Raw genomic sequence first — 24,010 nt, forward strand, 5'->3', positions numbered from 1 at the left:
GATATCCTGATTTAGACAAATAAATTAAATCATAAATAACTATGTCAGCAAGAGATTTATTTCATCAAGCAGTTAGAACAGCACTAGAAAAAGAACAATGGTTAATTACCGATGATCCATTAGAGGTAGAATTAGAAGATACAACCTTGAAAATTGATTTAGGTGCAGAAAGATTAATTGCAGCGGAAAAAGGAGAAGAAAAGATTGCTGTAGAAATCAAAAGTTTTGCTAGTAACTCAGCAGTAAGTGAATTTCATACAGCATTAGGACAATTTCTCAATTATCAAATCATGTTAGAAGAAACAGAATCACAACGAGTATTATATTTAGCAGTTCCCGAAGAAACTTATAAATCTTTCTTTCAAACTCGACTTGCTAAAATTGCAGTAGCAAGACATAAACTTAAAATCATAGTATATAATCCCATAATGGAGGTAATTATCAAATGGCAAATTTAGAAAATTATCGTCAATATATTCAAACCATACTCCAGGAACATAGTCAATTTAAACCTAAATATGATGAAATAGATAATGAATTGATTTTTGATACCATTCATGATCATTATCAATTATTCCGTGTTGGTTGGAATGGTTTAAACCGGATTTATCATAGTGTGATTCATTTTGATATCAAAGATAACAAAATCTGGATTCAGCAAAATACGACAGAAACAGATTTAGCTGAACAACTCGTAAATATGGGAGTACCAAAAGAGGACATTGTTTTTGGTTTACAACCACCCTATAAACGTCCTTATACTGGTTATGGTGTGGCTTAATTTTTGTTGATTTTATCCAATCTTTTTTTCCAAAAATCCCACTCCCACATTTCCAACTTCTCAATTAAACCTTAACGGGCGATCGCTTCCCTGAACTTTGGTTCTCCAGCACCAAAACTGCAAACATCTATCCCCCCAGCTTTCATGGCCTTAGCTTTAGCTGCGATCGCTAAGGTGATAGATGGTGGTACATTATTTCCGTGTCATCTTCGCACCAATATCCGCAGGTTTACCAAAATATGGATAACTAGTCACTAAAATATCTACACCTGTGCTGGCATAATTATGAATATTTTCCAAATTAATCCCACCTGCTGCTGCTAGTTTTAAACTAGGATATTTCCCCTTTAATTCTGTAACCAGATTAGTAAGTTCTCCAGTAGGAATTTTATCGAATTGAATTAAATCAACTCCAGCTTCAGCAACCATCCAAGCATCCGTAGACGTTTCTACCTCAATACAAATTTTTTGTTCGGGAAACCGTTGTCGCATTTGGTTGATACGCTCAATTATTTCGGCAATACTATCTATAAATATCAAGTGTTGTTGGAAAATCAAAACTGTTTCTGATAGTCCCAAACGATGGGGAGAAGCACCACCAGCTAGAATTGCTTTCATAGAAATACTTCTCGTACCAGGAAAGCATTTGCGTGTCGTGACAACCGCTACGGAAGGATTCACAATTTTGGCAGCATTCACCAATTCTTTAGCACGGGAAGCTATACCAGAAGTGTATTCCATCAAATTTAATCCTACTCTCCAACCAATGTGCAATGCTGCGGCTGAACCACTGGCTTTCAGAATTAATTGTTGTTCTGGTAAACAAGTACCGCTTTCTACCAAATATTCAACCGTCGCACCACATTTTTCAAATACTCTAGCTGCTTCTTCTGTCGCACAAATAGTCATGGGGTGACGGGTAGAAAATTCAATTTCTCCTAATTCCTTACCTATACTTAGTCCATAGGTAGTTAAATCTAGGAAAGGTACATCTTCTTGAATTAATTGAGCGATCGCTTCGTCGGAAAAGAACATTCTCATTTGCGGTTTTTGTGGCGAATCTCTAACCTATCTATCTCAGGATATCCCATAATCCCCAACGATATTTGCTTTTTATAACTTCTTTTTTAACTTTGTCCTGATTTGTACATCTCTAAATCCCGTAAATCCTGATTCTGACAATTCCTGATCGGGTATTTCCAGAAATTAAATATGCTTTTTTACACCTTGATTATTGGTGATTTTATCTATAGAAATGAAAAATAGAATAATTTTTTGTAAAAGAGAAAATTTGTTGTGTTGTGCGATCGCTATTATTATAAACTGACGATATATTTTATTTTGCTAATTTTTTATGTTTATAGATGTTGTTTTAAATTAAATTTCAGGGCGGAGAAAATCCGCCCCTACGAGTGTTTAAACTTCGCAGCTTAACTCGCCTGATTTTTGTGTGAAACGACGGTTTTCTCGATAATCTACGCGGCAATCTATGACTGCTGGTACATCTTGGGCAAGGGCTTCTTTGAGTAAGGGAATGAAATCTGCAACAGATTCAACTCGATAACCTTTTAATCCCATACTTTCGGCAAATTTGACAAAATCAGGATTACCAAAATGGACAAAAGATGAGTTACCTTGTCCAAATTGATTTTCTTGTTTCCACTCAATTAAACCATAGCCACCGTCATTAAAAATCAGTGTTACAAATGGTGTTCCGACTCGCAAAGCTGTTTCTAATTCTTGGCAATTCATCATAAAACCACCGTCACCAGTTGCAGCCACAACTTTGCGATTGGGATAAACTAATTTTGCGGCTAATGCCCCAGGAATAGCAATACCCATAGCAGCAAAACCATTAGAAATAATGCAAGTATTTGGACTATGACAATGATAATGTCTCGCAATCCACATTTTATGTGCGCCAACATCAGAAATGACAATATCATCGGGTCCCATAACTTGCCGCAAGTCATAAATTAGTTTCTGCGGTTTAATAGGAAACTCATCATCTTTGGCGTATTCTTCGTAATCAGCGCGAATGTTAGAACGCAAACTAATAGAATAGGGATTGGGTTTATTTTGTCTGTCTGCTAATTTTAATATTTCATTCAGGGAATCAGAAATATCTCCAACTATTTCTACTTTGGGAATATAACTACTATCAATTTCCGAAGAAGTTGCTGCCACATGAATAATAGGAATTTTCCCGTCAGGATTCCATTTTTTCGGGGAAAATTCAATTAAATCATAGCCAATGGCTATCACTAAATCGCTATTATCAAAACCGCAGGTAATAAAATCTCGTTGTTGTAATCCTACAGACCAAAGTGCTAAAGGATGAGTATAGGGAATGACACCTTTACCCATAAAAGTATTCACAACCGGAATATTCATTTGGGTAGCAAATTGCGTGACTGCGTCACTAGCATGGGCGCGAATTGCTCCATTTCCGACTAAAATGATGGGATTAATGGCTTGGGAAATTGCGCCCGCTGCGGCGCGAATGCTGGCAAAAGAAGCATAGGTTTTTTCACTATTATCCTTATTTAAAGGTTTGCCTTCGACAGGCATAGCAGCAATATTTTCTGGTAAGTCAATGTGAACTGCACCGGGTTTTTCAGTTTGCGATCGCTTGAAGGCTTTTCTCACAACTTCGGGTGTAATACTCGGTCTAACAATCTGTTTATTCCACTTAGTAACTGGCGCAAACATTGCCACTAAATCTAAATATTGATGGGATTCAATGTGCATTCTATCTGTTCCCACTTGCCCAGTAATTGCCACTAATGGCGCACCATCTAGATTCGCATCTGCCACCCCAGTCATTAAATTAGTTGCCCCAGGACCAAGGGTAGAAAGACATACTCCCGCTTTTCCTGTTAACCTCCCATACACATCCGCCATGAATGCTGCACCTTGTTCATGACGGGTAGTAATAAATTGAATTGATGATTTTTTTAACGCTTCTAAAACGTGCAAATTTTCTTCACCAGGAAGTCCAAAAACATATTGAACTCCTTCATTTTCTAAACACTGTACTAACAATTCTGCGGTATTCATAAATTTGGTAATTGGTAATTGGTAATTGGTGACTTGCCCTGAGCGAAGCCGAAGGGTTGGTAATTGTCAATTGTCAATTGTCAATTGTCAATTATCCATTGCCTTTACTTCACCCAAATAGTTTTCACATTGACAAATTCATGTAAGCCTTGAACACTTAATTCTCGTCCGTAGCCAGAACGCTTAATTCCCCCAAAAGGTAAACGAGGATCAGATTTGACCATACTGTTAATAAATACTGAACCGGCTTCAATTTCTTGAATTAGGCGATTTTGTTCTTCTTTATTGTTTGTCCATGCACTTGCACCCAAACCAAAAGGACTATCATTAGCTAATTTAATCGCCGCTTCGATATCAGGAACTCGAAATAATAATGCCACAGGACCAAAAAATTCTTCTTTGGCAATGGGTATATCTATGGGAATATCTATGATAATTGTTGGTGGATAAAAGTTCCCCGATAATTCGGTTAAAGGATGCCCACCTGTGATGACTTTACCCCCACTTTTAACGGCATTTTTAACTTGTTGATCTAAGTCTTGGAGAATATCAGGAGTTGCTAATGGTCCCACATCTGTATCTGATGACATCGGATTACCAACTTTCAAAACTTGGAATTTTGCTAACAGCAATTTTTCAAATTTATCAGCCACAGATTCAGCAATAATAAAGCGTTTAGCAGCAATACAAGATTGCCCATTATTCAACATTCGGGCTGTGACTGCGGTAGATACTGCTGTTTCTAAATCAGCACTTTCTAAAACAATAAATGGGTCACTTCCCCCCAATTCTAAAACAGTTTTTTTGATTTGTTTCCCAGATGCAACCGCGAGCGATATTCCTGCTGGTTCACTACCTGTTAAAGTGGCAGCTTTGACTCGATCATCAGCCATTAAATCGGCAACTTGAGCAGCACCAATTAATAATGTTTGAAATGCACCTGTAGGAAAGCCAGCACGATTGATAATATCTTCAATTGCCAGAGCGCACTGTGGCACATTAGAAGCGTGTTTGAGTAACCCCACATTGCCCGCCATGAGTGCTGGTGCAGCAAACCGAAAAACTTGCCAAAATGGAAAATTCCAAGGCATGACGGCAAGAATTACCCCCAAAGGCTGATATTTTACAAAGCTATGACTAGCATCAGTGGCAATGGTGACATCAGCCAGAAAACTAGGGGCATTTTCGGCATAATAACGACAAACCAGGGCGCATTTTTCAACTTCAGCGATCGCCGCTTTCAATGTTTTACCCATTTCCAGGGTCATCAATTTCCCTAAATCTGCCTTTTCTTGGTCTAAAATGGTCGCTGCCTGTTCTAACCAGTGCGATCGCTCTAAAAAACTTGTCTGACGGTATTGTTCAAAAGCTTTTCCTGCCAAATCTAACTTAGCAGCAATTTCTGTATCTTTGAGCGGCTCAAAGGTTTTGAGCGTTTCCCCAGTGGTGGGATTAATGGTGGCTATAGCCATGACCTGACCTCCCATTAAAAAATAGTTTGAGGTAGCTTACCAGTTTTACACACATTCATCACAGAAGCTACCACGAAAATTAACTTGGTAGTTGAGAATAGCAGACAAATCAATTCAAAATCTACCCCAAGTACCAAAAAAATTGAAAATCACAAAAATTATCTCTTAATATTAACTATTCATTCATTTTAGTTTGATAAAGCTTGATCGAACGATCAATGCCTTTAAAACGAAAGTCTCCTATATCATGAAAATCTGATTTTTGTCCTAGCATATTATAAGTTACTTCACTAATTACACATTCACCAGGAGAACAAATTCCTTCCATTCTTGCTGCTAAATTAATTGTTGCTCCCAAAGCCGTATAATCTACCCGTTGAGAACTACCAACATCACCAACAACAGCTTTACCACTGTTAATAGCAATCCGTAGTTGTAAGGGTTCTTGCCAAAAATTATTGGCATTCAGATGTTGTAACCGAGTTAACATTCCCTTCGCAGATGCCACAGCCCGATCTGCATGACCGGGATCTGGATCAGGAGCGCCAAAAAATGCCATAATACAGTCACCAATATATTTATCTAAAGTGCCACTATACAAAAATACTTCTTTCAACATTTCTTCAAATAAATTATTTAATAATTTAGCAATTTCTGTGGGTGTCAATTGTTCAGAAATGGCCGTAAAACCTACCAAATCGGCAAACAAAATACTTATTTCATTTTCTTTAGGAGCTAAACGTCCACCCGGCAAACTACCTTCAGCAATCAATTCTTGCACAACTGCTGGCGAATGATATCTTTCTAAACGATGACGAATTACCTCTTCAGTTTTCAGCTTTTCTACTAATAACCACCGTTGCACACTAGAAGCTACAAGATTCGCTAAGGCTGAAAAAAAGCTGAGTTCTTCTTCACCTTCACTTTCCCAATGAGATGAAGAAAGACTAGCATCAGCATAGAGAACTCCAATAACATTATGTTCATCCCATAATGGTACTGCCATTGCACTACGAATACCTTTAACTAAAATACTTTGCTCACTAGAAAACCTTTCATCAGCCTGGGTATCAGCACTTTGAATAGCAACTTTTTCAGCAAATACTTTTTGACAAATACTGCGACTAATCCAACTGCCATCTATTGCCAGAGTTTCCTGATCAGAAATCTCTCTAGTCGCAGAATTTATTAAATCTAAATTGCCAGAACTATGAACTTCAACTAATAATGCTAACCGATCAATACTATCCAGATAACGAAAAACTACTTGTTGAACTTGGGAGAAAATTTCCTCAATGGATGCAGCAGCACAAAGATTTTTAGCTATATCAACTAAATCTTTAAGCCGGGCGATAGTTGCATCTTTATTATTATTTTTACTATTAATTCCACTAGCTTCTATCCATTGCTGTTGTAATTGTTCAACATTTCTTAAAATAGTTCTTTGTGGAGAATTGTTTCCTTGTGTTGATAGCTCATTTACAAATTCATCTTCCTCAGTTTTAATAAATTTAACGACTAATTTGATATTACCCAGGGAAATCACATCATTATTAGATAACTGTTGAGTGCTGGTAATCAGAAACTGGTTAACTTGCGTACCATTTTTACTACCTAGATCCTCAATAGTCCACACACCCTCAGCTATTTTGACGATTCGCGCATGGTTGCGAGAAATTCCTCCAAAAGGTAACAACAAGTTACATTCTGGCAACCTTCCGATAATAAATATGTCTTGATCTACTGGAACTAATGTTTCGGTAGTTCCTTCTTGTTGGAGGATGAGTGTGAGTTGATTCATGAGTGTGGTACATTCATACTGGAATCTAGGGATGCAATTATTGGCAAAATTAGGTAAACACAAAGTTTATCTTTTTCAGCACTTACACCATAAATAAGTAGTCGGTCACAATTAAATTCATTAGTGGAGACTCTTAAAGGAAAACGGGAAAATAATCTGTATAATTAATTCTATCTGAATACTTAACAGACATCTGCTTGATGATTAGGTTGTCGGTGGTTCAACAGCAGTTGGTTGAGATCCACCAAAATTTTTTGTGTAAATTCTAACATTTTATTTATGATACTATTAACGGCAATAAAACGACTACAAAATAGTCATTTTTACTAATAAATTAGCATGAGAAGCGTAAAAATTAATTTTATAATATTTTGGATTGTCTCCAACTTACTGGATACAATTTAGAACCAGGAAATCATCGCAGAGATATGGTGAAATTTACAATTTAATTGGATTACCTAGAATCTTTGTAGAGACGTTCCCTGGAACATTTCTAGTGAAAATATCTATTTGCCCATTTTTTGACAAAATTAGGACTTACGCAATATATGACTGAAAGCCTTATGATTGCTTAGGGGTAATTCATGAATTACCCCTACTCTCGTTCTGTTTTGCGTAAGTCCTGAAAATTAACAGTTAAATTTGTGGTAATTCTAAGGGGATACTACCAAGGAGTCCTTTCCGAAAATCAGTGATCATTTGTCTAGCAGCACGTTCTACATCTCCTTTATAGCGATGTTCTGCTAATGCGTGCAAGTACGCTTCTCCTGTGTGGATGATGGAGTCGAGATCATATCTTGTCAGTAATGGGTGAGGTGGTAAAAAATGAGGCTGTGTTTCTTGGAGTTGATTAAGTATATCTACGAATACTCCGGCTATTAACTGGTTATCATAGGATGCTTCACCGATATCATCACAAATGGCTAATTTGACTCCTGCACTTTGGTCGTCGAGTCGGGCGGGAATAACACCGGGGGCATCTAGTAATTGTAGCTGGTCAGAAATTCTTACCCAACGCAGTTGGCGAGTCACACCAGGACGGGCGGCACTCTCTACGACTCGCTTTCCTAATAATCGGTTAATTAAAGCTGATTTACCAACATTGGGAAAACCAATCACGACAGCGCGGACGGGACGGGGTAACATTCCCCGATCTTTGCGGCGTTGGTTGAGTTCTATACCCGCGGCTTGAGCGGCTTTTGCTACTGCGGTGATACCTTGACCATGTTGGGCATTGGTAAAATATGGAACTTCGCCTTGATTTTTAAACCATTCTATCCAGCGCGATCGCACTTGTGGCAAAATCATATCTACTCGGTTAAGTACCAATATCCGTGCTTTAGTTCCTACCCATTCATTCATTTGCGGGTGATTTGTCGCTAGGGGAATGCGAGCATCACGTACTTCTAAAATCACATCAACACGCTTTAACTGTTCTTTGAGATTTTTCTCAGCTTTAGCGATGTGTCCCGGATACCATTGGATAAGATTTAATTTGTAATTTTGAGTTATGGACATTTATTGTTTGTTAGTTTTTACTAATGAGTTATAGTAGATTGATGTAGAATTAAACGGTTGCCATCAGGGTCATAGGCGTAAATTTCTTGACCGTGAGAAGCTATGGAAATTTTTCCTGGTGGGGGATATCCTAAAAATGTTAGGTGAGATATGGCAATTTCTAAATTATTCACTTCTAAACACAAACTTAGCGGACTTTTGGCATTAGTCACGAATTCCGCTTCATTTTCTGGTTTAGGTCGAAAAATACCTAATTTTAAACTAGCGATTTGAAACTCCCCATAGACATTGGGGATGAGGTTTTTTGGTTCTTGTTCTAATAATTGAGTATAGAAATTAACGATATTATCAAAATTAATCGTGGCTATGGTGACAATTATACTATTATATTGCATATTCATTGCGGATCACTTTGGCAACCGCTCCAGGAGACACTACGCGAACAGCGTAACTAGGGCAGGAAATATATCAACAAATCATCATTGCCAACGCCGTTGATTTAAGGTTTGTAAGGCAATTGCAAAGCGATCGCGTTGATATACCTACAAGCAGCTGTTAAAGCTAGGGAATACATTTATTTTAAGAAAGTTCTTCCTTATCAATTTTATCATAACAAGTTTAAAATCCTTTGTCAACCTCCAATACTCTCTTTTTGCGCTTTTTTCTAGAAGTAATTTATTTTGGAGATCCCCAAGTTCTCTAAGAAGTCGGGGATCTCACTAAGATCATTTTTAAGCAAATCTAGCTAATAATTCCTCACGGGATAATTGTAGAAGCAAAGGAGTAAATTCTTCTCTATTCATAGCAATCAGAGGGTTGATAATTGTTGCTAACTGTGAATCAACTTCCCCAAAACGCACTTGTAAAATACTTTCAATCATAGCGCGTCTTTCTCTTTCTATGCCTCTATCAAGTCCTAGTTTTTCCCCTTCTTGTCGTTCTTGTTTTTTAATCTCTTCTAATTGTTGTTGATACATTTCTGATAATTTCATAATTAACTCCTGATCATCTTTATCAATATCGTTTTCCTGACGCTGACGAGCCGATAACACAGCAATTAGGTTATGTACTAATTGTATAATATCCGCAAGAAAGGGACTATTATTTGCTAGTGCTTCTAATTCTTCTACTGCTTGTCTTTGTACTTTTCCTCTCCCTAAAATCCTCAAAAACAGCGTTTCAGGTGTACTCGGTAGTTGATGAATCACCACAACTACGGTTTTAAATAATTTTGGCAAAAAATAGATGCCTTTACCCCAGTTTGTTTCATCCAGAGTACCATTACCACTCTCTAGGATTTCTACTGATGCTGTAGGCGTAAAAATCCATAGTTGAGGTAATTCAGTTTCATCTATTCGCGTCTCATTCCGTTTCGCTTGCCGTTCTAAGTCTGCATGAACGTCAAATAATTTACCAATACAACTGCGAATTTCACTCTTACTGACGGGATTACGAAATGGTTCAAATATGGCATAATTTGCAGCCATTCTTCCTAGTAATCCTAGTGTTTCTAAGCTTTGTATGGGTTGGGGTGAAGGAATAAATAATACATCAATTTGTCTGACTTCTGCTGTGATATCTTTGCTGGTTTCTACTTGTCCATAGGGTGTTAATAGTTCCGTTAGATATTGTTTTGCAAATTGATCATGTATAAAGCGAGTCATTTATGCTAATTTTGGACTAATACAGAAATATCAATTTAATTTAACATTTTTTGGATGATAGCAAAGTTGCTGCAAGCAGTTCGCTTAATCTGAATACCGCAAAAAGTAAGGGTTTAGCACTGCTAAACCCTTATACATCTAGGTTTTTCGTAATCTTGTAAAAGTTCTAATGTCAGCCGTTACGAGTATAATTCAAAACCTAAAATTTAAACTCTAAAATTCGGTTATCCTTGCCAAGGGGAAGGAATTGGTGTGGTAGAAATCACCTTTTGTGCCATTAGCCTCACAGCACTTTTTCCACAATTTGGGCATTCTACTTCTAAAAATTGTGCAGATGACACATCTACCTCACATAATATCCCTTGTTTGCAGTGCCAACACTCACAAATAACCCTACACACTGGCTGGTTACAGTCAAGTATCTTGACGTGCTGAAAATTTTGGGATTCGCTTTCCTGTTTCCTGGGTTTAGGGAATTTTTTGACTTCTTGAACTTCCATCATTTCACCGTCTAACTGCAAGTATGTTTAGAGCTTACTTGATGCTTTCTTATCTTTCAACTATGCACCAAATTTAGCAGAATTGGTAATTGGTAATTGGTGATTGGTCATTGGTAATAATTCTTTCCCCCTGCACTCTGCCCCCTTCCTGCTGCCCCTATTTACTAGCTAATGCAGGTTGTCTGACGGATTGCTGTAACAGTTGAGTATATAGTTCGTCTAACTGAATCGCTACACCATCCCAGCTAAACTGATTAATAACCCGTCTTTTCGCGGCTTTACCCAATTCTTGCTGCCAGGCAGGATTACTAAGAATTCGATCAATGGCGTGATTAAAAGCTGGTACATTTTGCGGTGGGACTAATAAACCTGTTTCTTCATTGACAACAGTAAACTGAAGTCCACCGACATCACTAGCGACGACAGGTGTACCACTGGCCATGGCTTCGATCGCAACCAGTCCAAAGGGTTCGTAGTGGCTAGGAACAACACAAACATCCGCAGCAGCATAATAAGCTGGTAAGATATCGCGGCTGAGACAACCGGGAAAGGTTGTGCATTCACTCATTCCTAATTCGTTGACAATGGCTTCAATGCGATCGCGTTCTCTACCATCACTATTCCCTGGTGTACTACCACCACCAATAATCAACTGCAATTGTTTTGATTCATAAAATTTAGACTCCCGCATTGCCCGCACTAAGGTTTCTATACCTTTGCGGTGGTCAAATCTGCCGACATATAACACTACTTTGGCTTCTGGATTGATGTTTAATGCGTCCCTTGCGGCTTGTCTTCCCACTGAACCAAACTTTTGAATATTTGTACCGCAGGGAATAATATCAATGTTGCCTTTATGGGAAACAAGCGATCGCATATGTTCCTGTTCTTGAGGACTGGTTGCGACAATTCTTTCTGCTGTTTCTAATACTTGTTTTTCTACTAATAAACGTTGACTCGCAACCAGGGGAATATTCTCTATGGTGTTGTATTTGATCACTCCTAAAGAATGATATGTATGCACCTGTTTAGTTCCTTGTCTTTTCTTTAATTCCATCCCCACCCAACTAGATAACCAATAGTTAGTATGAGCTAAATCATATTTAACATCAGTTTCTTTCTGAAATTTCATTAACTGATTTACAAATTTTGGCAAATACTGAAAACCATGATCTCGTGAAATAAATTCTACTGGACCGGCTGTTAAACGAATCGTTCGACAATTAGAGTTATGTTGCACTATCGTTTCTTGATCAGCACTCACTTTCCGGCTAAACATATCTACTTGCCATCCTAGCTTTCCCAAGGCTTCACCAACTTGGCGGACATAAACATTTTGTCCTCCAGCCTCTTCTCTGCCGATTTCAATCGCTGGATCACCGTGAACTGAGATTAAGGCAATGTGTTTGTTAGTGGTAGAGTTCATAGATGTGTTTTATTCCTGATTTTAAGAAGGTAGAAGATATTTTCCCTAGCATGGCGATCGCCATACTTGCGATTATTAAACGTAAATCTGATTTTTATTTGGGGAACTTTGACTAACTAATACTTAGTCTATCTTAATTAGAACCTAAATGTTAATTTATATCTCCCAAATTCCATATTTATATCTAATACATTTGATAGATATTTTCTCTATATATTCATATACTAAATCAAGATAAATTAGCCTATCATAGTCCATTAATTTGCCTATGATAGAACCTTTATGAAATAGTCAAGCTAGATCATAATTTAGATATTTGCAGTTAGTTATTGCTAGGTTTCATCTCATGAAAATAATTTCAATCAAAGTTAAATGAACTAAAGTTTAGTTGCCGAAAATATCACCTTAATTGCTATCATTTTTCCAGCCTTGAGTTAATTAAGACAAGTGTATTAGCTTATACTATTCTTACATTGCGATAATTTTTGTTAATTTAGATACAATTTTTCCTATTTTCTCCCTCATCAAAAAAAGTCCAAAAATAAGCAGTGCAGATAACCTGATGTGGCTACCTGCACTGCTTTTTGATTACATTTGGACTTTCGCCAGTAACGAAAGAAATTTCGACACGCCGATACTGATACCTGAAACCTAGACATCTAAGCACAACTTCCTGTTCAGACAAGCTTTCTAGGAAGGTGGTATCCCAAGAAGCTTTAAGAATTATTCTCAAAGCATATTGATTAAACAGACAATTTAGTTGGTAGTTTGTGCGGCTAACATTTGTTTTAGCTTTTCTAGATCCGCTGCCCAACGGGGATCTGGACGAATAGCTTCGTTATCAACACTGGTAGCAGTCTCACGAGTACCACCACCACCACGCCGAGATTTCTTACCTCTATCCCGTCGGCCGCCTTCTTTGTTGCTGCTAGGAGTAGGAGTGCTACTACCTTGAATAACAGGTTTGGGAACTGCTGGTTGTTCCTCACCTTCCTCACCTTTAGTCCGTGGTAAAGCTTTTTCTAGCTTAATGGGAGTATCTTTGAACAATTGACCATTATATTTTTCAATAATTTGATCTGCTTGTTCGTCATTATTTACTGTTAAAAAACCGAACCCACGACATTTGCCTGTTTTGCGGTCTTTAATTAGTTTGGTAGTGACAGCATCGCCTTCTTCTGCAAACACAGCTTGCAAATCTTGACGATCTATTTCTTCTTTTGGCAGATTTCCTATATATAGACGAATTGACATGGACTATACCTCCAGATTGGGAATAAACAGGGCAAGACAAAAACAATTAATTGGCTTTGGCTTTTGAATAGATACTATGGACTAAAACTGCCACAAACCAATTTTTTTAATCCAAACTATCAACTTATAGAATACAGTTTTTTGTTGGGATCAAGCTTCTTTGGCACGAAAGTGCAACTGCACTCGTCGGCTAATATCACCTTAATTCTAGGAATTGTAAATTTAATAGCCCACTATCCACCACAGTAAATTAGTTCTTCTTAATTCTTGCCCGCAGAATAAAATGCCATTGCTTAACACTATCATGGTATTTTCTACGTAGCTAGTACAGCAGACACTTTTCCGCTATTAGCATTGTTGCATCGTAGCATCAAACACATTTTTTAGGCAAGAGGGAAGATATTTTCAACTGACAACTGACAACTGACAACTGACAAATTCCCTAATTAAGAACCTGTCAGCATGATATAAGCACCCCAAGCTTGAGCGGAAATTGCGATGATGGTAGACCAAATAGGATGAGGGCTATTGATTTTTGTGCCACCTTGAGTTTCTAAAGTTTGGATATCAACCCAAGGAGTTGCACCTCTTCGTAACCAACCTGTAACTGTGATCTGTCTACCAATTAAGTCTTGAGAATTAAATGATTTACCTGGCCAGGGAATATGATGTAATTTCATTAAACCTTGGTTAGATTGGAGGATCATATCTTGTGCTAGACAATTGCCAATACCGGGACGACCTAATAGTTTACCACTCAGACGGACTCTAATACTATTAATTGGTAAAATAGACGGTTCGGCTAATAGGTTAATAAGGTGTTCATTCTTTTGGATATTGTCAGGTGTAATATCAGGAAATAGGGTATTTATCCGCATCACTGTGCCAATGCTAAAGCCGATTAACATACAACCTGTGACAAAAGACCAATTATCATATATCCACTTTAGGTTTAACCAATGTATGGTGTATGCTGTTTGCCACAGTAACCAAGTCAGTCCAGCAAAGACGACACCAAGGGGGATTCCTAACCAAGGGGCGATTTGTAAACAGAAGGTTTGGGGCTTAATCAGAATTGGTTGTTGTGGGTTTGTCTGATGTAGTTCGGTGTCTAAATGCCAGTGACGGGCTATTTGACAAAGACGTTCGATGCGATCGCCCATTAAAGGATGACAACTGTTAATTGTAAACCATTGGCGATAGGGATGAAAATTTTCCCACTTGAAAAATGATTCAAAGGGTAGATGACCGGCTGTGCTACCTAAAACTATGCTGTGTTGATATGCCACAGGCGCGAGGATATTCAGGCTTTCTAACTGCCAACAGGTATGTTCTTTGAGGCTGATATCATGAGCTACACCAATGGATATTTTCAATAAAGCGCGAATTAGTCCATTGGGATTTCCAGTAATTTCTGCGGACATAGCATCGTTATGGTAAAGCCGTAATCGGGAATTAAGCAAGGCTGTTCCTGTGAAAAGACACCAAATTCCATAACTAATCGCAGCTAAAACTGTACCTGGCCAACGCCAAATTTTTCCCTGGTGTTGATTTCCCCAAACGGAAATTTGCTGATATATGCCATAAAATGGCATTGTCACGAGTAAAACTAGGGACATTACCACAAAATCCCAGCGTCCAATTTGCCCTAAAGATAAAGCATAGACGGCGGCGATTTCATCATCTGCCAGTTGTTCTAATAACCCTTGACTAACTGTGATTCTCGCTGTGCGGGGTAGGTTGCCATAGGTAATTATCATGGGGGCAGAAATTGGCAAGATTCTCAGTTTGGGAGTTAACCAACGCCGCTGTTGACAAGTTCTTTGGACTACCCTCAGTGTTTCCCGACTGTAGGAATTTAATTTTTCTTTGGGTAACTCTTCTTGGCCGGAAAATTGTGCGAGTAGCCAGTCGAGTAACCAAGGAGACAATACCATTAAGATTACAAATAATCCTAAAATCAATGTACTAGGATCACGATATAAAATCTGGATGGGCTGTAAGTATGGCAGTTGATATAAAATTTGATTGATTAAACCCAAGACCAATTTAAGCATTTCTCGGCACATCCAAAAAAGTGCCATAAATGTCAAGAGGGCAATTATCCGGGAAGGAATGACATTAGACTTGCGTAAAGGTTGCCACACTTTGGCACGTCTAGCTTGTCGCCAATAAATACTCAGTGGTTGGATATGGTCCTGATTATCAGCACCCACATAAGCGGTTTGTGGCTGTTGTCGTGTAGGATTTAAACTGGAAGCAAGTCCAGTATTGGTTTTGCGAGATTTTTTCTTCTGGTTTTTGCGTTTATGCAAGTGTTCAAGAGCAAGTGTGGCCCATTCTTGAACTTGGGGATTACTATTAGCGATCAGATTTTGGCACAGGGCGATCGCCTTTGAGACTTCGCCAGTGCGGGCATAGGACATAACTAACCCCACTTGTGCCTGTAAACAAATCTTTTCTTGGCTTTGATCTTTGGCTAGTGGTTCAAGGTTAGCGATCGCTGTGTAGTAATTCCCCTGCTTGAGGGCCGCTAAACCAGCCTCCAAACATGATTCAGCGTGGGAAGGCATACAAACTTTGGTACTCCAATCGGTTCTCGGTGACAAATAGGACTAAATTGAGATACCCTGATAGTTGGTAATTGGTAATTGGTGACTTGCCCTGAGCGTAGCCGAAGGGTTGGTGATTGGTAATTGTCAATTGTCAATTGTCAATTGTCCACTGATTGTTGATTAGACAGAACTGGAGCGATCGCACTGAGTTTTAACTCTGGATGATCACCCTCTAACTGTTGACAATTCCATTCATTGCGGAATAACAATACTGGTCGTCCCATACTATCTTTCACAGTAGTAGTATTGAATAAACGTCCTACCTGATTTAACGCTTCCCAACCACCCTGAACCCAACGGGCGACACTGTAAGGTAATAAATCGAGGATAGTTTCTACACCATACTCATTTTGTAAGCGGAATTGTACCACTTCAAATTGCAATTGACCAACCGCTGCTAAAATTGGCTCACGCTTGGCTTCATCACTTGAATACATAATTTGGACAGCGCCTTCTTCTCGCAATTCGGAAACACCTTTTTGAAATTGCTTAAATTTGGAGGGGTTGGGGTTTCTCAGAGTGGCAAATAGTTCGGGCGAAAAATAAGGGATTCCCTCATATTCTAGCTTCTTTCCTGTGTAAATTGTATCACCAATTGCAAAAACACCCGGATTGTTTAAACCAATTACGTCCCCTGGATAAGCAACATCAATAGATTCCCTTTCTTGGGCAAACAGTTTTTGTGGACGAGATAGACGGATAACTTTGCCGGTTCGAGCGTGGTTTACTGTCATATCTTTTTCAAACTTGCCTGTGCAGACCCGGACAAAAGCCACTCTATCTCGGTGTTTGGGGTCCATGTTCGCTTGCAGTTTGAAAATAAATCCTGTAAATTCAGGATAAGTTGGGGGAATGTCCCCAGCCGTGCTGCTATGTGTTCCTGGTTTGAGAGCAAAGTCTAGGAAGTTTTTGAGAAATAATTCTACCCCAAAGTTGGTCATGGCGCTCCCAAAGAAGACTGGGGTCATTTTGCCTGCGTGTACCAAGTCTAAATCTAGTTCTGGACAAACTCCTTCTAAGAGTTCTAATTCGTCTTTAAGTTGCTGATAGAGTTCTGGATCTAGTAATTGTTCCATGCGGCGATCGCCTAGATCGAGGATAGTATCCCGCGCTTCTTTACTACCATGAAAACTCCGTTCAAATAAATGAATTTGCTGCTGTTGACGGTCAAAAACGCCTTTAAAGCGATCGCCCATCCCAATCGGCCAATTCACTGCATAAGTCTGTAATCCTAACTCTTTCTCAATTTCATCTAACAAATCTATTGGTTCTCTACCCGGGCGATCGAGTTTATTCACAAAGGTAAAAATTGGGATTCCCCGCAGTTTACACACTTCAAACAATTTCCGGGTTTGCGGTTCTAAACCTTTAGCCGCATCAATCAGCATAACTGCATTATCTGCCGCAGCTAAAGTCCGATAAGTATCTTCACTAAAATCTTGGTGTCCAGGAGTGTCAAGTAAATTAATTTGACAGTTGCGATAAGCAAATTGTAACACTGTTGAGGTAACAGAAATCCCCCGTTGTTGTTCCATTGCCATCCAGTCAGAAGTTACTTTCCGCTGATCTCTGCGGGCTTTTACCGCTCCCGCTTCGTGAATTGCACCCCCGTATAATAATAGCTTTTCAGTTAACGTAGTTTTACCAGCATCAGGGTGAGAAATAATCGCAAAGTTGCGACGCTGTTCCACCGCTTCACCTAGTTCTGTTTGCAGTTCAATGGACATATATAATTTGTTTGTAACTTAACTAAATGTAATCTTTTTCAGGATGATAAAACAAATTTGTAAATTCTATTAATTCTTACATCTGATCAATCTTAATCCAGAAATTAATGAGTGAGGTAGTTGACAAATACCCAACTTTCCCTTACTATAACATTATAGTGGAAATCTGTGCGCCCATATATATAAGGGTAAAAATTTTCCAAAACATTCAAATCAAAATTATTAAAAATAACACTTCAACGGGATTGATATTTATCTTCATCCAGAAAATATGCAAATCCAGAAAATCCTGATTCTAACAATGGTATAAGATAAAAACAACATACCTTGTCCATTTTTTGTAGGTTGGGTAGAACGAAGTGAAACCCGACGCATTTGTTGGGTTATGGCTAACGCAAACAACCCAACCTACAAATCAAGACTTTTTTTGATTTGGACGAGGTATGGAACAAGAAAAGGATTTATGGAGCAAAAAATGTACGACAGCGATAAACGTAAACTCTTATCAGTGTTGTGTCATGGAGCAATTTTTTTTAGTACCACAATTGTCTCCATTGGTTTACCCATAGCCATACTCTTTGTATCAGATGATCCTGTCGTCAAGGACAATGCAAAGGAATCTATTAATTTCCACTTTAACGTTTGGTTCTATGGAGCAATTCTAGGAGCTTTATTTTTTCTAACTGGTTGGTTGGTTTTACCCCTAATCGTGTTGTTCCCAATCGCCGGTTTAGGATATATCATCCACTGGGGGTTAACAATCTGGGCGTTAATTGGCGTTTTTAGCAATCCTGATCAACCTTGCCGTTATCCGTTTATTTTCCGAGTGTTTTAGGGTAAGATTAAGAAAAATATGGTAGTTTGATGAATCATAAACCTTTGATTAAACAAGTTACCAAAATTAATTGAGTGATTTTTTTTAAGATTGTTTTTTACAAACTTATCCTCAGCAAATGTCCATCAAGGTGTAAAATATAAAATTGCCCCACAGCTTCATCAACAGTAGGGCAAAGACAGTTAAAGCACTGTTTCTAGTTTGTCTGAATAGAGCAAGCTAAAATCTTGCTTTTGTGACGCTTTATTCTGTGTCCATTGTATTGTTTTGTCTGCACAAAATTTATGTTTCCTATACATCGTCCTCGTCGTCTGCGTAGCCATACCCAATTACGCCGTATGGTACGTGAAACTGTTTTAACTACTAGCGATTTGATTTATCCATTGTTTGCTGTACCAGGAGAAGGTATAGCCAAAGAAGTCAAATCTATGCCCGGTGTCTACCAACTTTCAGTAGACAAAATTGTTGAAGAAGCTAAAGAGGTTTATGACTTAGGAATTCCGGCGATTATCTTATTTGGAATTCCGGCAGATAAAGACATAGATGCTACAGGTGCGTGGCATGATTGTGGTATTGTTCAAAAAGCAGCAACTGCCGTTAAAAATGCCGTTCCTGATTTAATTGTCATGGCTGATACTTGTTTGTGTGAATATACAAGTCATGGACATTGTGGTTATTTACAAGTTGGTGATTTAACTGGAAGGGTTTTAAATGATCCAACTTTAGAATTATTAAAGAAAACCGCAGTTTCTCAAGCTCAAGCTGGTGCAGATATTATTGCACCTTCGGGAATGATGGATGGTTTTGTTCAAGCAATTCGCGCAGGTTTGGATGAGGCGGGATTTGAAGATATCCCCATTATGTCTTATGCTGCTAAATATGCTTCGGCTTATTATGGTCCGTTTAGAGATGCAGCGGACTCAACACCACAATTTGGGGATAGACGCACTTACCAAATGGACCCCGGTAACGCCCGTGAAGCACTGAAAGAAATTGAGTTGGATATTGCTGAAGGTGCTGATATGCTGATGGTAAAACCAGCTTTGGCATATATGGATATTATTTGGCGTGTTAAGGAAGCTACTAATTTACCTGTGGCTGCTTACAATGTTTCCGGTGAGTATGCGATGGTGAAGGCTGCGGCTTTAAATGGTTGGATTGATGAGCAGCGCGTTGTTATGGAAACTTTGACTGGCTTTAAACGGGCTGGTGCTGATTTGATTTTAACTTACCACGCTAAGGATGCGGCTCGGTGGTTGTAAGTTAGGATTTTATCTCACGCAGAGACGCAGAGGCACGGAGAGGGTTTTTGTGTTTGGGCGTGAGATTTTTTGTATTTTGTGTGTAGTTGTGGCTAGTGACAAAAAATATACAAATTAGTTAGAATAAAATTTAACTCCAGCTAATGAAATAGAGATGACTGACAAATCCTCAAAAATTCAAATTAAGGAAACTCCGAAAATTTGTGCAATTGATTTAGATCCAGAAATTATTGAAGCTTTACGAGATAGAGGCTTGCAGTGTTTCTCTGGTACATTAGGTTCTCAGGTCAAAGTACCCAATTTTAATATAGGTAATCAATATCCATGCTTGCCAAACTTTGATTTTCCACCTAATCTCCACGAATACGATATTGTAATTGTGGATTTACAAACACACGATCCAATAGAATATAAAGCATCTGAGCATACGCACTTGTCAACGAAAGGAAGTAAGCAACATATTCTATTAAGTAAATACCCCGAAAAAATTTTTGACCCGCGACCACTTTCTGCAAGTATTCTTTATAAAGAGCTAGTAGAACTAGTTGAAGTTGAGAAAGAAACATTAATTATTGTATTTTCTGCTGCAAATGAAGTGATTGAATATAATTTTTGTTCACTAACACCCTATGGACATCAAGAGTATAACCCTGAGAGTCATTCTCTATATGTGTTTCTTCCTTTTTTACAGGGCATACTCAATAAGAATGGTAAAAACGTAATTATATCATCAAATATACGAGAAGAAGTTAAAAATATTCTATATAAATACAGTAAAGATTTTAGATACTCGGCTATATTTGAACATCCTACAGAATGGGTTCCGGATGAAAACAGATATATTGATCAAAATAAATTTATTCCTTTATTATTGAATAATACTAATGAAATTATAGGGTTTATATATTCTACCTATCATTCTCATCCATCAAGAGTTTTTGTTTTTCCTCAAATAATCAATAAAAAAAGAGAATTTTTAATTGAACTACTTGATGAAGTATTACCTGAAATATTTCCTAAAATTTTTCCTTACAATGACCAGTTTTCCTGGCTGAAATCAGAGAAATATTTACTTCCTAATCAGAAAGATTTTATAGCAAAAAAAGAAAAAATAGAGGATGAACATAAAAAGCTTGTAGCACAAATAGAAGATGATATTAAACAGAATCAAGTTCAATACCAGTTTTTACATGATCTACTATCTGAAACAGGAGATTCACTGGTTAAATCTGTTGAGCAATTCTTGATCTGGCTTGGTTTTACAAATATTATTAATATGGATGAAACTAAACCAGAGATTAAAGAGGAAGATATTCAAATTCCTTTAGATAATGGTTTGTTAGTAGTTGAAATTAAAGGTATTGGAGGAACTTCCAAAGATCGTGAATGTTCACAGGTAAATAAAATTAAAAATAGAAGACAAAAAGATCGTCGTACTTTCGATGTTTTTGCTCTGTATTTAGTAAATCATCAACGATATTTACCACCCCATGAAAGAGAAAATCCTCCATTTACCCAACATCAGATTGATGATGCTAAATATGAGGAAAGAGGTTTACTAACTACCTATGAACTTTTTCAGTTGTACTTTAACATTGAGAAGGGTTTTATAAAAAAAGAAGATGCTAGAGATGCTTTATTGCAATATGGACTCGTGCAGTTTAAGCCATCAAATGCTCAGTTTATTGGAACTCCTTTAGAGATTCATCATAAAGGAACAGTTGTAATACTGCAACTTGACAATATTCCTTTATATACAGGCGCAAGAATTATTATCTGTAATAATGGGGATTACTACAGTGCAGAAATAATAGAAATTAAGGATAAGGGTAAAATAGTTCCATCAGCTTCTCATGGTGAAATTGGTGTTAAACTCAGCTGTAGCGTACTCAAGACATCTCAACTGTATCTAAATTAGGAAATATTAGAAGTATCACTAACTTCATTACAATATCCTTAATTTGTTGAACTTTCTCAGCCAACATATTCATAAATTAAGGATGTACTGACTGATAATTTCTTTTAATTCTTGAGGTGCTTCACTAGCAATAGCCGCTCCCAAATCAGGACGGATAACCCACCACCAAAGCAAGGTTTCTAACTGGGTTGGTGGCTCATTATCGGGACACCATTCAATATAACCTTCATTCACACCAATAAGATTTGCACAAATTTCATTAGCTATAGTAACACGTTCATCTAATTTTTTAAACTGTACGATATCTTGCCAATTCACTTCATTGGGAATTGAGCTTAAAATTGATTGTAAATCTATAGTCAGCATTCAATAATTCCTCCAAAAGCTCTAATAACTCTCAAGCCAAAATCTTGTTGTTCTTCAAATGACTGAATACTAATCCATTCTCTAACTGTAATATTTAATGAGTTTGTGATTTCTGGTTGTATAGAATTATAAAAATTAGTGATTTCTTGGTGAATTGAACCTTTACCATGTTCAAGACGGACTAAATTTCCTGTATTATGAATTGCCTCTGCACCAAATCTTTGTAAATTGGAAGTTGTTTGTCCGACAATATGATGCCAAGCTTGTCTATTACCTGCTGCACCCATTGTTCTTTTAAATTCACCAAAGCTTTTAAAATTTTGCCCTCCTCTTCTAGGAAAAATTTCGGTTCTTGATGCTAGTTCTTGGGCTAGTCTTTTTGCTATGTCTTCCCTGCTTTCTTCTGTCACTTCTACTGCAATTGTTATTTTTATTCCCTACTAGATTGTAACATTTCCCCCAAACTATAGCAGTTTGCTGTTGAATGATCTACCAAAAAAGGCTGAAATTATTTCACAGTCAGGATTTTAGTGCTATTATATAGTCTGGGTTCGCTACACTGTAACCTAGTTACATCTACTGCACAGATATTTTAACCGTCTTCTGACTAAGGTTCAGGATAATTCAAAATGAGGAATAGCGATCGCTCGCTAATTATCCATTACTAATCTAGTGCTACGCTTGACGGTATTCGGGACAATGGCACGATAAAATTCTATAACGATAAATTGTAATAAAGGTCTAAATGGCAGAAACACTATTTTTCAACGCCCTGCGGGAAGCTATTGACGAAGAAATGGCACGCGATTCTAGCGTATTCGTTCTGGGTGAGGACGTAGGACACTACGGCGGTTCTTATAAGGTTACTAAAGATTTACACCAAAAATATGGTGATTTGCGAGTTTTAGATACCCCCATTGCCGAAAATAGCTTTACTGGGATAGCTGTAGGGGCGGCTATGACTGGGTTAAGACCGATTATTGAAGGCATGAATATGGGCTTTTTGCTCCTCGCTTTCAACCAAATTTCTAACAATGCGGGTATGTTACGCTACACTTCTGGTGGTAACTTTAAAATCCCTATGGTGATTCGTGGACCTGGGGGTGTGGGTAGACAGCTAGGTGCGGAACATTCCCAACGTCTAGAAGCTTATTTCCAAGCTGTTCCTGGTTTAAAAATTGTGGCTTGTTCCACACCTTATAACGCTAAAGGATTGCTGAAGGCTGCTATCCGTGATGATAACCCTGTGTTATTTTTTGAACACGTTTTACTTTATAACTTAAAAGAAGACCTGCCAGAAACAGAATATGTGCTACCCCTAGATAAAGCTGAAGTTGTCCGTCCAGGTAAAGATGTGACAATTCTCACTTATTCGCGGATGCGGTATCATGTCCTGCAAGCTGTGAAGGTTTTGGAAAAACAAGGTTATGATCCAGAAGTTATTGACTTAATTTCCCTGAAACCCCTTGATTTTGAGACTATTGGCGCATCAATTCGCAAGACTCACCGAGTGATTGTTGTGGAAGAGTGCATGAGAACTGGGGGTATAGGTGCAGAATTAACAGCCTCCATTAATGACCGCTTATTTGATGAATTAGATGCACCTGTATTGCGGCTTTCTTCCCAAGATATCCCCACACCTTACAACGGTAATCTTGAGCGTCTAACTATTGTCCAACCAGAGCAAATCGTGGAAGCAGTCCAGAAAATGGTGGCTTTAAGAGTTTAGAAATTCGGGTAATTGTCAATTGTCAATTGTCAATTGTCAATTATTCCCTATCCAAACTTCTACTCACAACTGGCAAAAAGAA

Annotated in this window: 20 protein-coding genes; 6 read left to right on the forward strand and 14 right to left on the reverse strand. The window is 38.0% G+C overall.

Annotated features, from left to right (window positions below):
* The first annotated feature begins 41 nt into the window (after nucleotides 1-41).
* The gene (locus FJR04_RS12045) at nucleotides 42-458 is read left to right on the forward strand and encodes a XisH family protein (RefSeq protein WP_168494987.1); all 417 of its coding nucleotides are present in this window, start codon (nucleotides 42-44) and stop codon (nucleotides 456-458) included.
* Nucleotides 446-781 carry a XisI protein gene (locus FJR04_RS12050; protein WP_168494989.1) on the forward strand — a complete coding sequence of 112 codons (336 nt, stop codon included), beginning with the start codon at nucleotides 446-448 and terminating at the stop codon, nucleotides 779-781. Before FJR04_RS12045 ends, FJR04_RS12050 begins: the two co-directional genes overlap by 13 nt.
* A 192-nt stretch (nucleotides 782-973) precedes the next feature.
* On the opposite strand, the gene modD is transcribed toward FJR04_RS12050, so the two are convergent.
* The 12 genes from modD to FJR04_RS12110 all read right to left on the reverse strand — a co-directional run bounded on the left by modD (nucleotide 974) and on the right by FJR04_RS12110 (nucleotide 17,818).
* On the reverse strand, nucleotides 974-1,816 hold the full coding sequence (gene modD, locus FJR04_RS12055) for a ModD protein (protein ID WP_168494991.1): 843 nt from the start codon (nucleotides 1,814-1,816) through the stop codon (nucleotides 974-976).
* Between the two features lie 381 nt (nucleotides 1,817-2,197).
* Nucleotides 2,198-3,841 carry an acetolactate synthase large subunit gene (locus FJR04_RS12060; RefSeq protein WP_168494993.1) on the reverse strand — a complete coding sequence of 548 codons (1,644 nt, stop codon included), beginning with the start codon at nucleotides 3,839-3,841 and terminating at the stop codon, nucleotides 2,198-2,200.
* A 104-nt stretch (nucleotides 3,842-3,945) separates the two neighbouring features.
* Nucleotides 3,946-5,313 (reverse strand): NAD-dependent succinate-semialdehyde dehydrogenase, encoded by a 1,368-nt coding sequence (locus tag FJR04_RS12065; protein WP_168494995.1) that lies wholly within the window; start codon nucleotides 5,311-5,313, stop codon nucleotides 3,946-3,948.
* A 175-nt stretch (nucleotides 5,314-5,488) separates the two neighbouring features.
* Nucleotides 5,489-7,114, reverse strand: coding sequence for an adenylate/guanylate cyclase domain-containing protein (locus FJR04_RS12070; RefSeq protein WP_168494998.1), 1,626 nt, complete (start codon nucleotides 7,112-7,114; stop codon nucleotides 5,489-5,491).
* A gap of 636 nt (nucleotides 7,115-7,750) precedes the next feature.
* Nucleotides 7,751-8,632 carry a ribosome biogenesis GTPase YlqF gene (gene ylqF, locus FJR04_RS12075; RefSeq protein ID WP_168495000.1) on the reverse strand — a complete coding sequence of 294 codons (882 nt, stop codon included), beginning with the start codon at nucleotides 8,630-8,632 and terminating at the stop codon, nucleotides 7,751-7,753.
* A 20-nt stretch (nucleotides 8,633-8,652) separates the two neighbouring features.
* The gene (locus tag FJR04_RS12080) at nucleotides 8,653-9,027 is read right to left on the reverse strand and encodes a VOC family protein (RefSeq protein WP_168495001.1); all 375 of its coding nucleotides are present in this window, start codon (nucleotides 9,025-9,027) and stop codon (nucleotides 8,653-8,655) included.
* A 336-nt stretch (nucleotides 9,028-9,363) separates the two neighbouring features.
* On the reverse strand, nucleotides 9,364-10,296 hold the full coding sequence (locus FJR04_RS12085) for a hypothetical protein (RefSeq protein ID WP_168495003.1): 933 nt from the start codon (nucleotides 10,294-10,296) through the stop codon (nucleotides 9,364-9,366).
* 224 nt (nucleotides 10,297-10,520) lie between these two features.
* A complete protein-coding gene (locus tag FJR04_RS12090; protein WP_168495186.1) occupies nucleotides 10,521-10,796 on the reverse strand; it encodes a hypothetical protein in 276 nt (91 codons plus the stop codon).
* 157 nt (nucleotides 10,797-10,953) lie between these two features.
* The gene (locus FJR04_RS12095) at nucleotides 10,954-12,222 is read right to left on the reverse strand and encodes a glycosyltransferase family 1 protein (protein WP_168495005.1); all 1,269 of its coding nucleotides are present in this window, start codon (nucleotides 12,220-12,222) and stop codon (nucleotides 10,954-10,956) included.
* Between the two features lie 756 nt (nucleotides 12,223-12,978).
* On the reverse strand, nucleotides 12,979-13,476 hold the full coding sequence (locus FJR04_RS12100; protein ID WP_168495007.1) for an RNA-binding protein: 498 nt from the start codon (nucleotides 13,474-13,476) through the stop codon (nucleotides 12,979-12,981).
* Nucleotides 13,477-13,922: 446 nt separating this feature from the next.
* Nucleotides 13,923-16,049, reverse strand: coding sequence for a zinc metalloprotease HtpX (locus FJR04_RS12105; protein WP_168495009.1), 2,127 nt, complete (start codon nucleotides 16,047-16,049; stop codon nucleotides 13,923-13,925).
* Between the two features lie 140 nt (nucleotides 16,050-16,189).
* Nucleotides 16,190-17,818, reverse strand: coding sequence for a peptide chain release factor 3 (locus FJR04_RS12110; protein WP_168495012.1), 1,629 nt, complete (start codon nucleotides 17,816-17,818; stop codon nucleotides 16,190-16,192).
* A 475-nt stretch (nucleotides 17,819-18,293) separates the two neighbouring features.
* Between FJR04_RS12110 and FJR04_RS12115 the strand changes: the two genes are divergently transcribed.
* The 3 genes from FJR04_RS12115 to FJR04_RS12125 all read left to right on the forward strand — a co-directional run bounded on the left by FJR04_RS12115 (nucleotide 18,294) and on the right by FJR04_RS12125 (nucleotide 21,833).
* The gene (locus FJR04_RS12115) at nucleotides 18,294-18,653 is read left to right on the forward strand and encodes a DUF4870 domain-containing protein (protein ID WP_168495188.1); all 360 of its coding nucleotides are present in this window, start codon (nucleotides 18,294-18,296) and stop codon (nucleotides 18,651-18,653) included.
* Between the two features lie 284 nt (nucleotides 18,654-18,937).
* A complete protein-coding gene (hemB, locus tag FJR04_RS12120) occupies nucleotides 18,938-19,915 on the forward strand; it encodes a porphobilinogen synthase (RefSeq protein WP_168495014.1) in 978 nt (325 codons plus the stop codon).
* Nucleotides 19,916-20,069: 154 nt separating this feature from the next.
* The gene (locus FJR04_RS12125) at nucleotides 20,070-21,833 is read left to right on the forward strand and encodes a hypothetical protein (RefSeq protein ID WP_168495016.1); all 1,764 of its coding nucleotides are present in this window, start codon (nucleotides 20,070-20,072) and stop codon (nucleotides 21,831-21,833) included.
* Between the two features lie 69 nt (nucleotides 21,834-21,902).
* Here the strand turns inward: FJR04_RS12125 and FJR04_RS12130 are convergent, their stop codons facing one another.
* Together FJR04_RS12130 and FJR04_RS12135 are read right to left on the reverse strand one after the other, a co-directional pair.
* The gene (locus FJR04_RS12130; protein WP_168495018.1) at nucleotides 21,903-22,199 is read right to left on the reverse strand and encodes a hypothetical protein; all 297 of its coding nucleotides are present in this window, start codon (nucleotides 22,197-22,199) and stop codon (nucleotides 21,903-21,905) included.
* Nucleotides 22,193-22,609 carry a hypothetical protein gene (locus tag FJR04_RS12135; protein WP_168495020.1) on the reverse strand — a complete coding sequence of 139 codons (417 nt, stop codon included), beginning with the start codon at nucleotides 22,607-22,609 and terminating at the stop codon, nucleotides 22,193-22,195. The genes FJR04_RS12130 and FJR04_RS12135 overlap by 7 nt, the downstream gene beginning before the upstream one ends.
* Nucleotides 22,610-22,944: 335 nt before the next feature.
* On the opposite strand from FJR04_RS12135, the gene FJR04_RS12140 reads away from it, so the two are divergent.
* Nucleotides 22,945-23,928, forward strand: a complete 984-nt coding sequence (locus FJR04_RS12140; protein WP_168495022.1) for an alpha-ketoacid dehydrogenase subunit beta — start codon at nucleotides 22,945-22,947, stop codon at nucleotides 23,926-23,928.
* Nucleotides 23,929-24,010 lie beyond the last annotated feature (82 nt).

The organism is Anabaena sp. UHCC 0204, assembly GCF_009711975.1.
In the GTDB taxonomy this organism is placed as follows: domain Bacteria; phylum Cyanobacteriota; class Cyanobacteriia; order Cyanobacteriales; family Nostocaceae; genus Dolichospermum.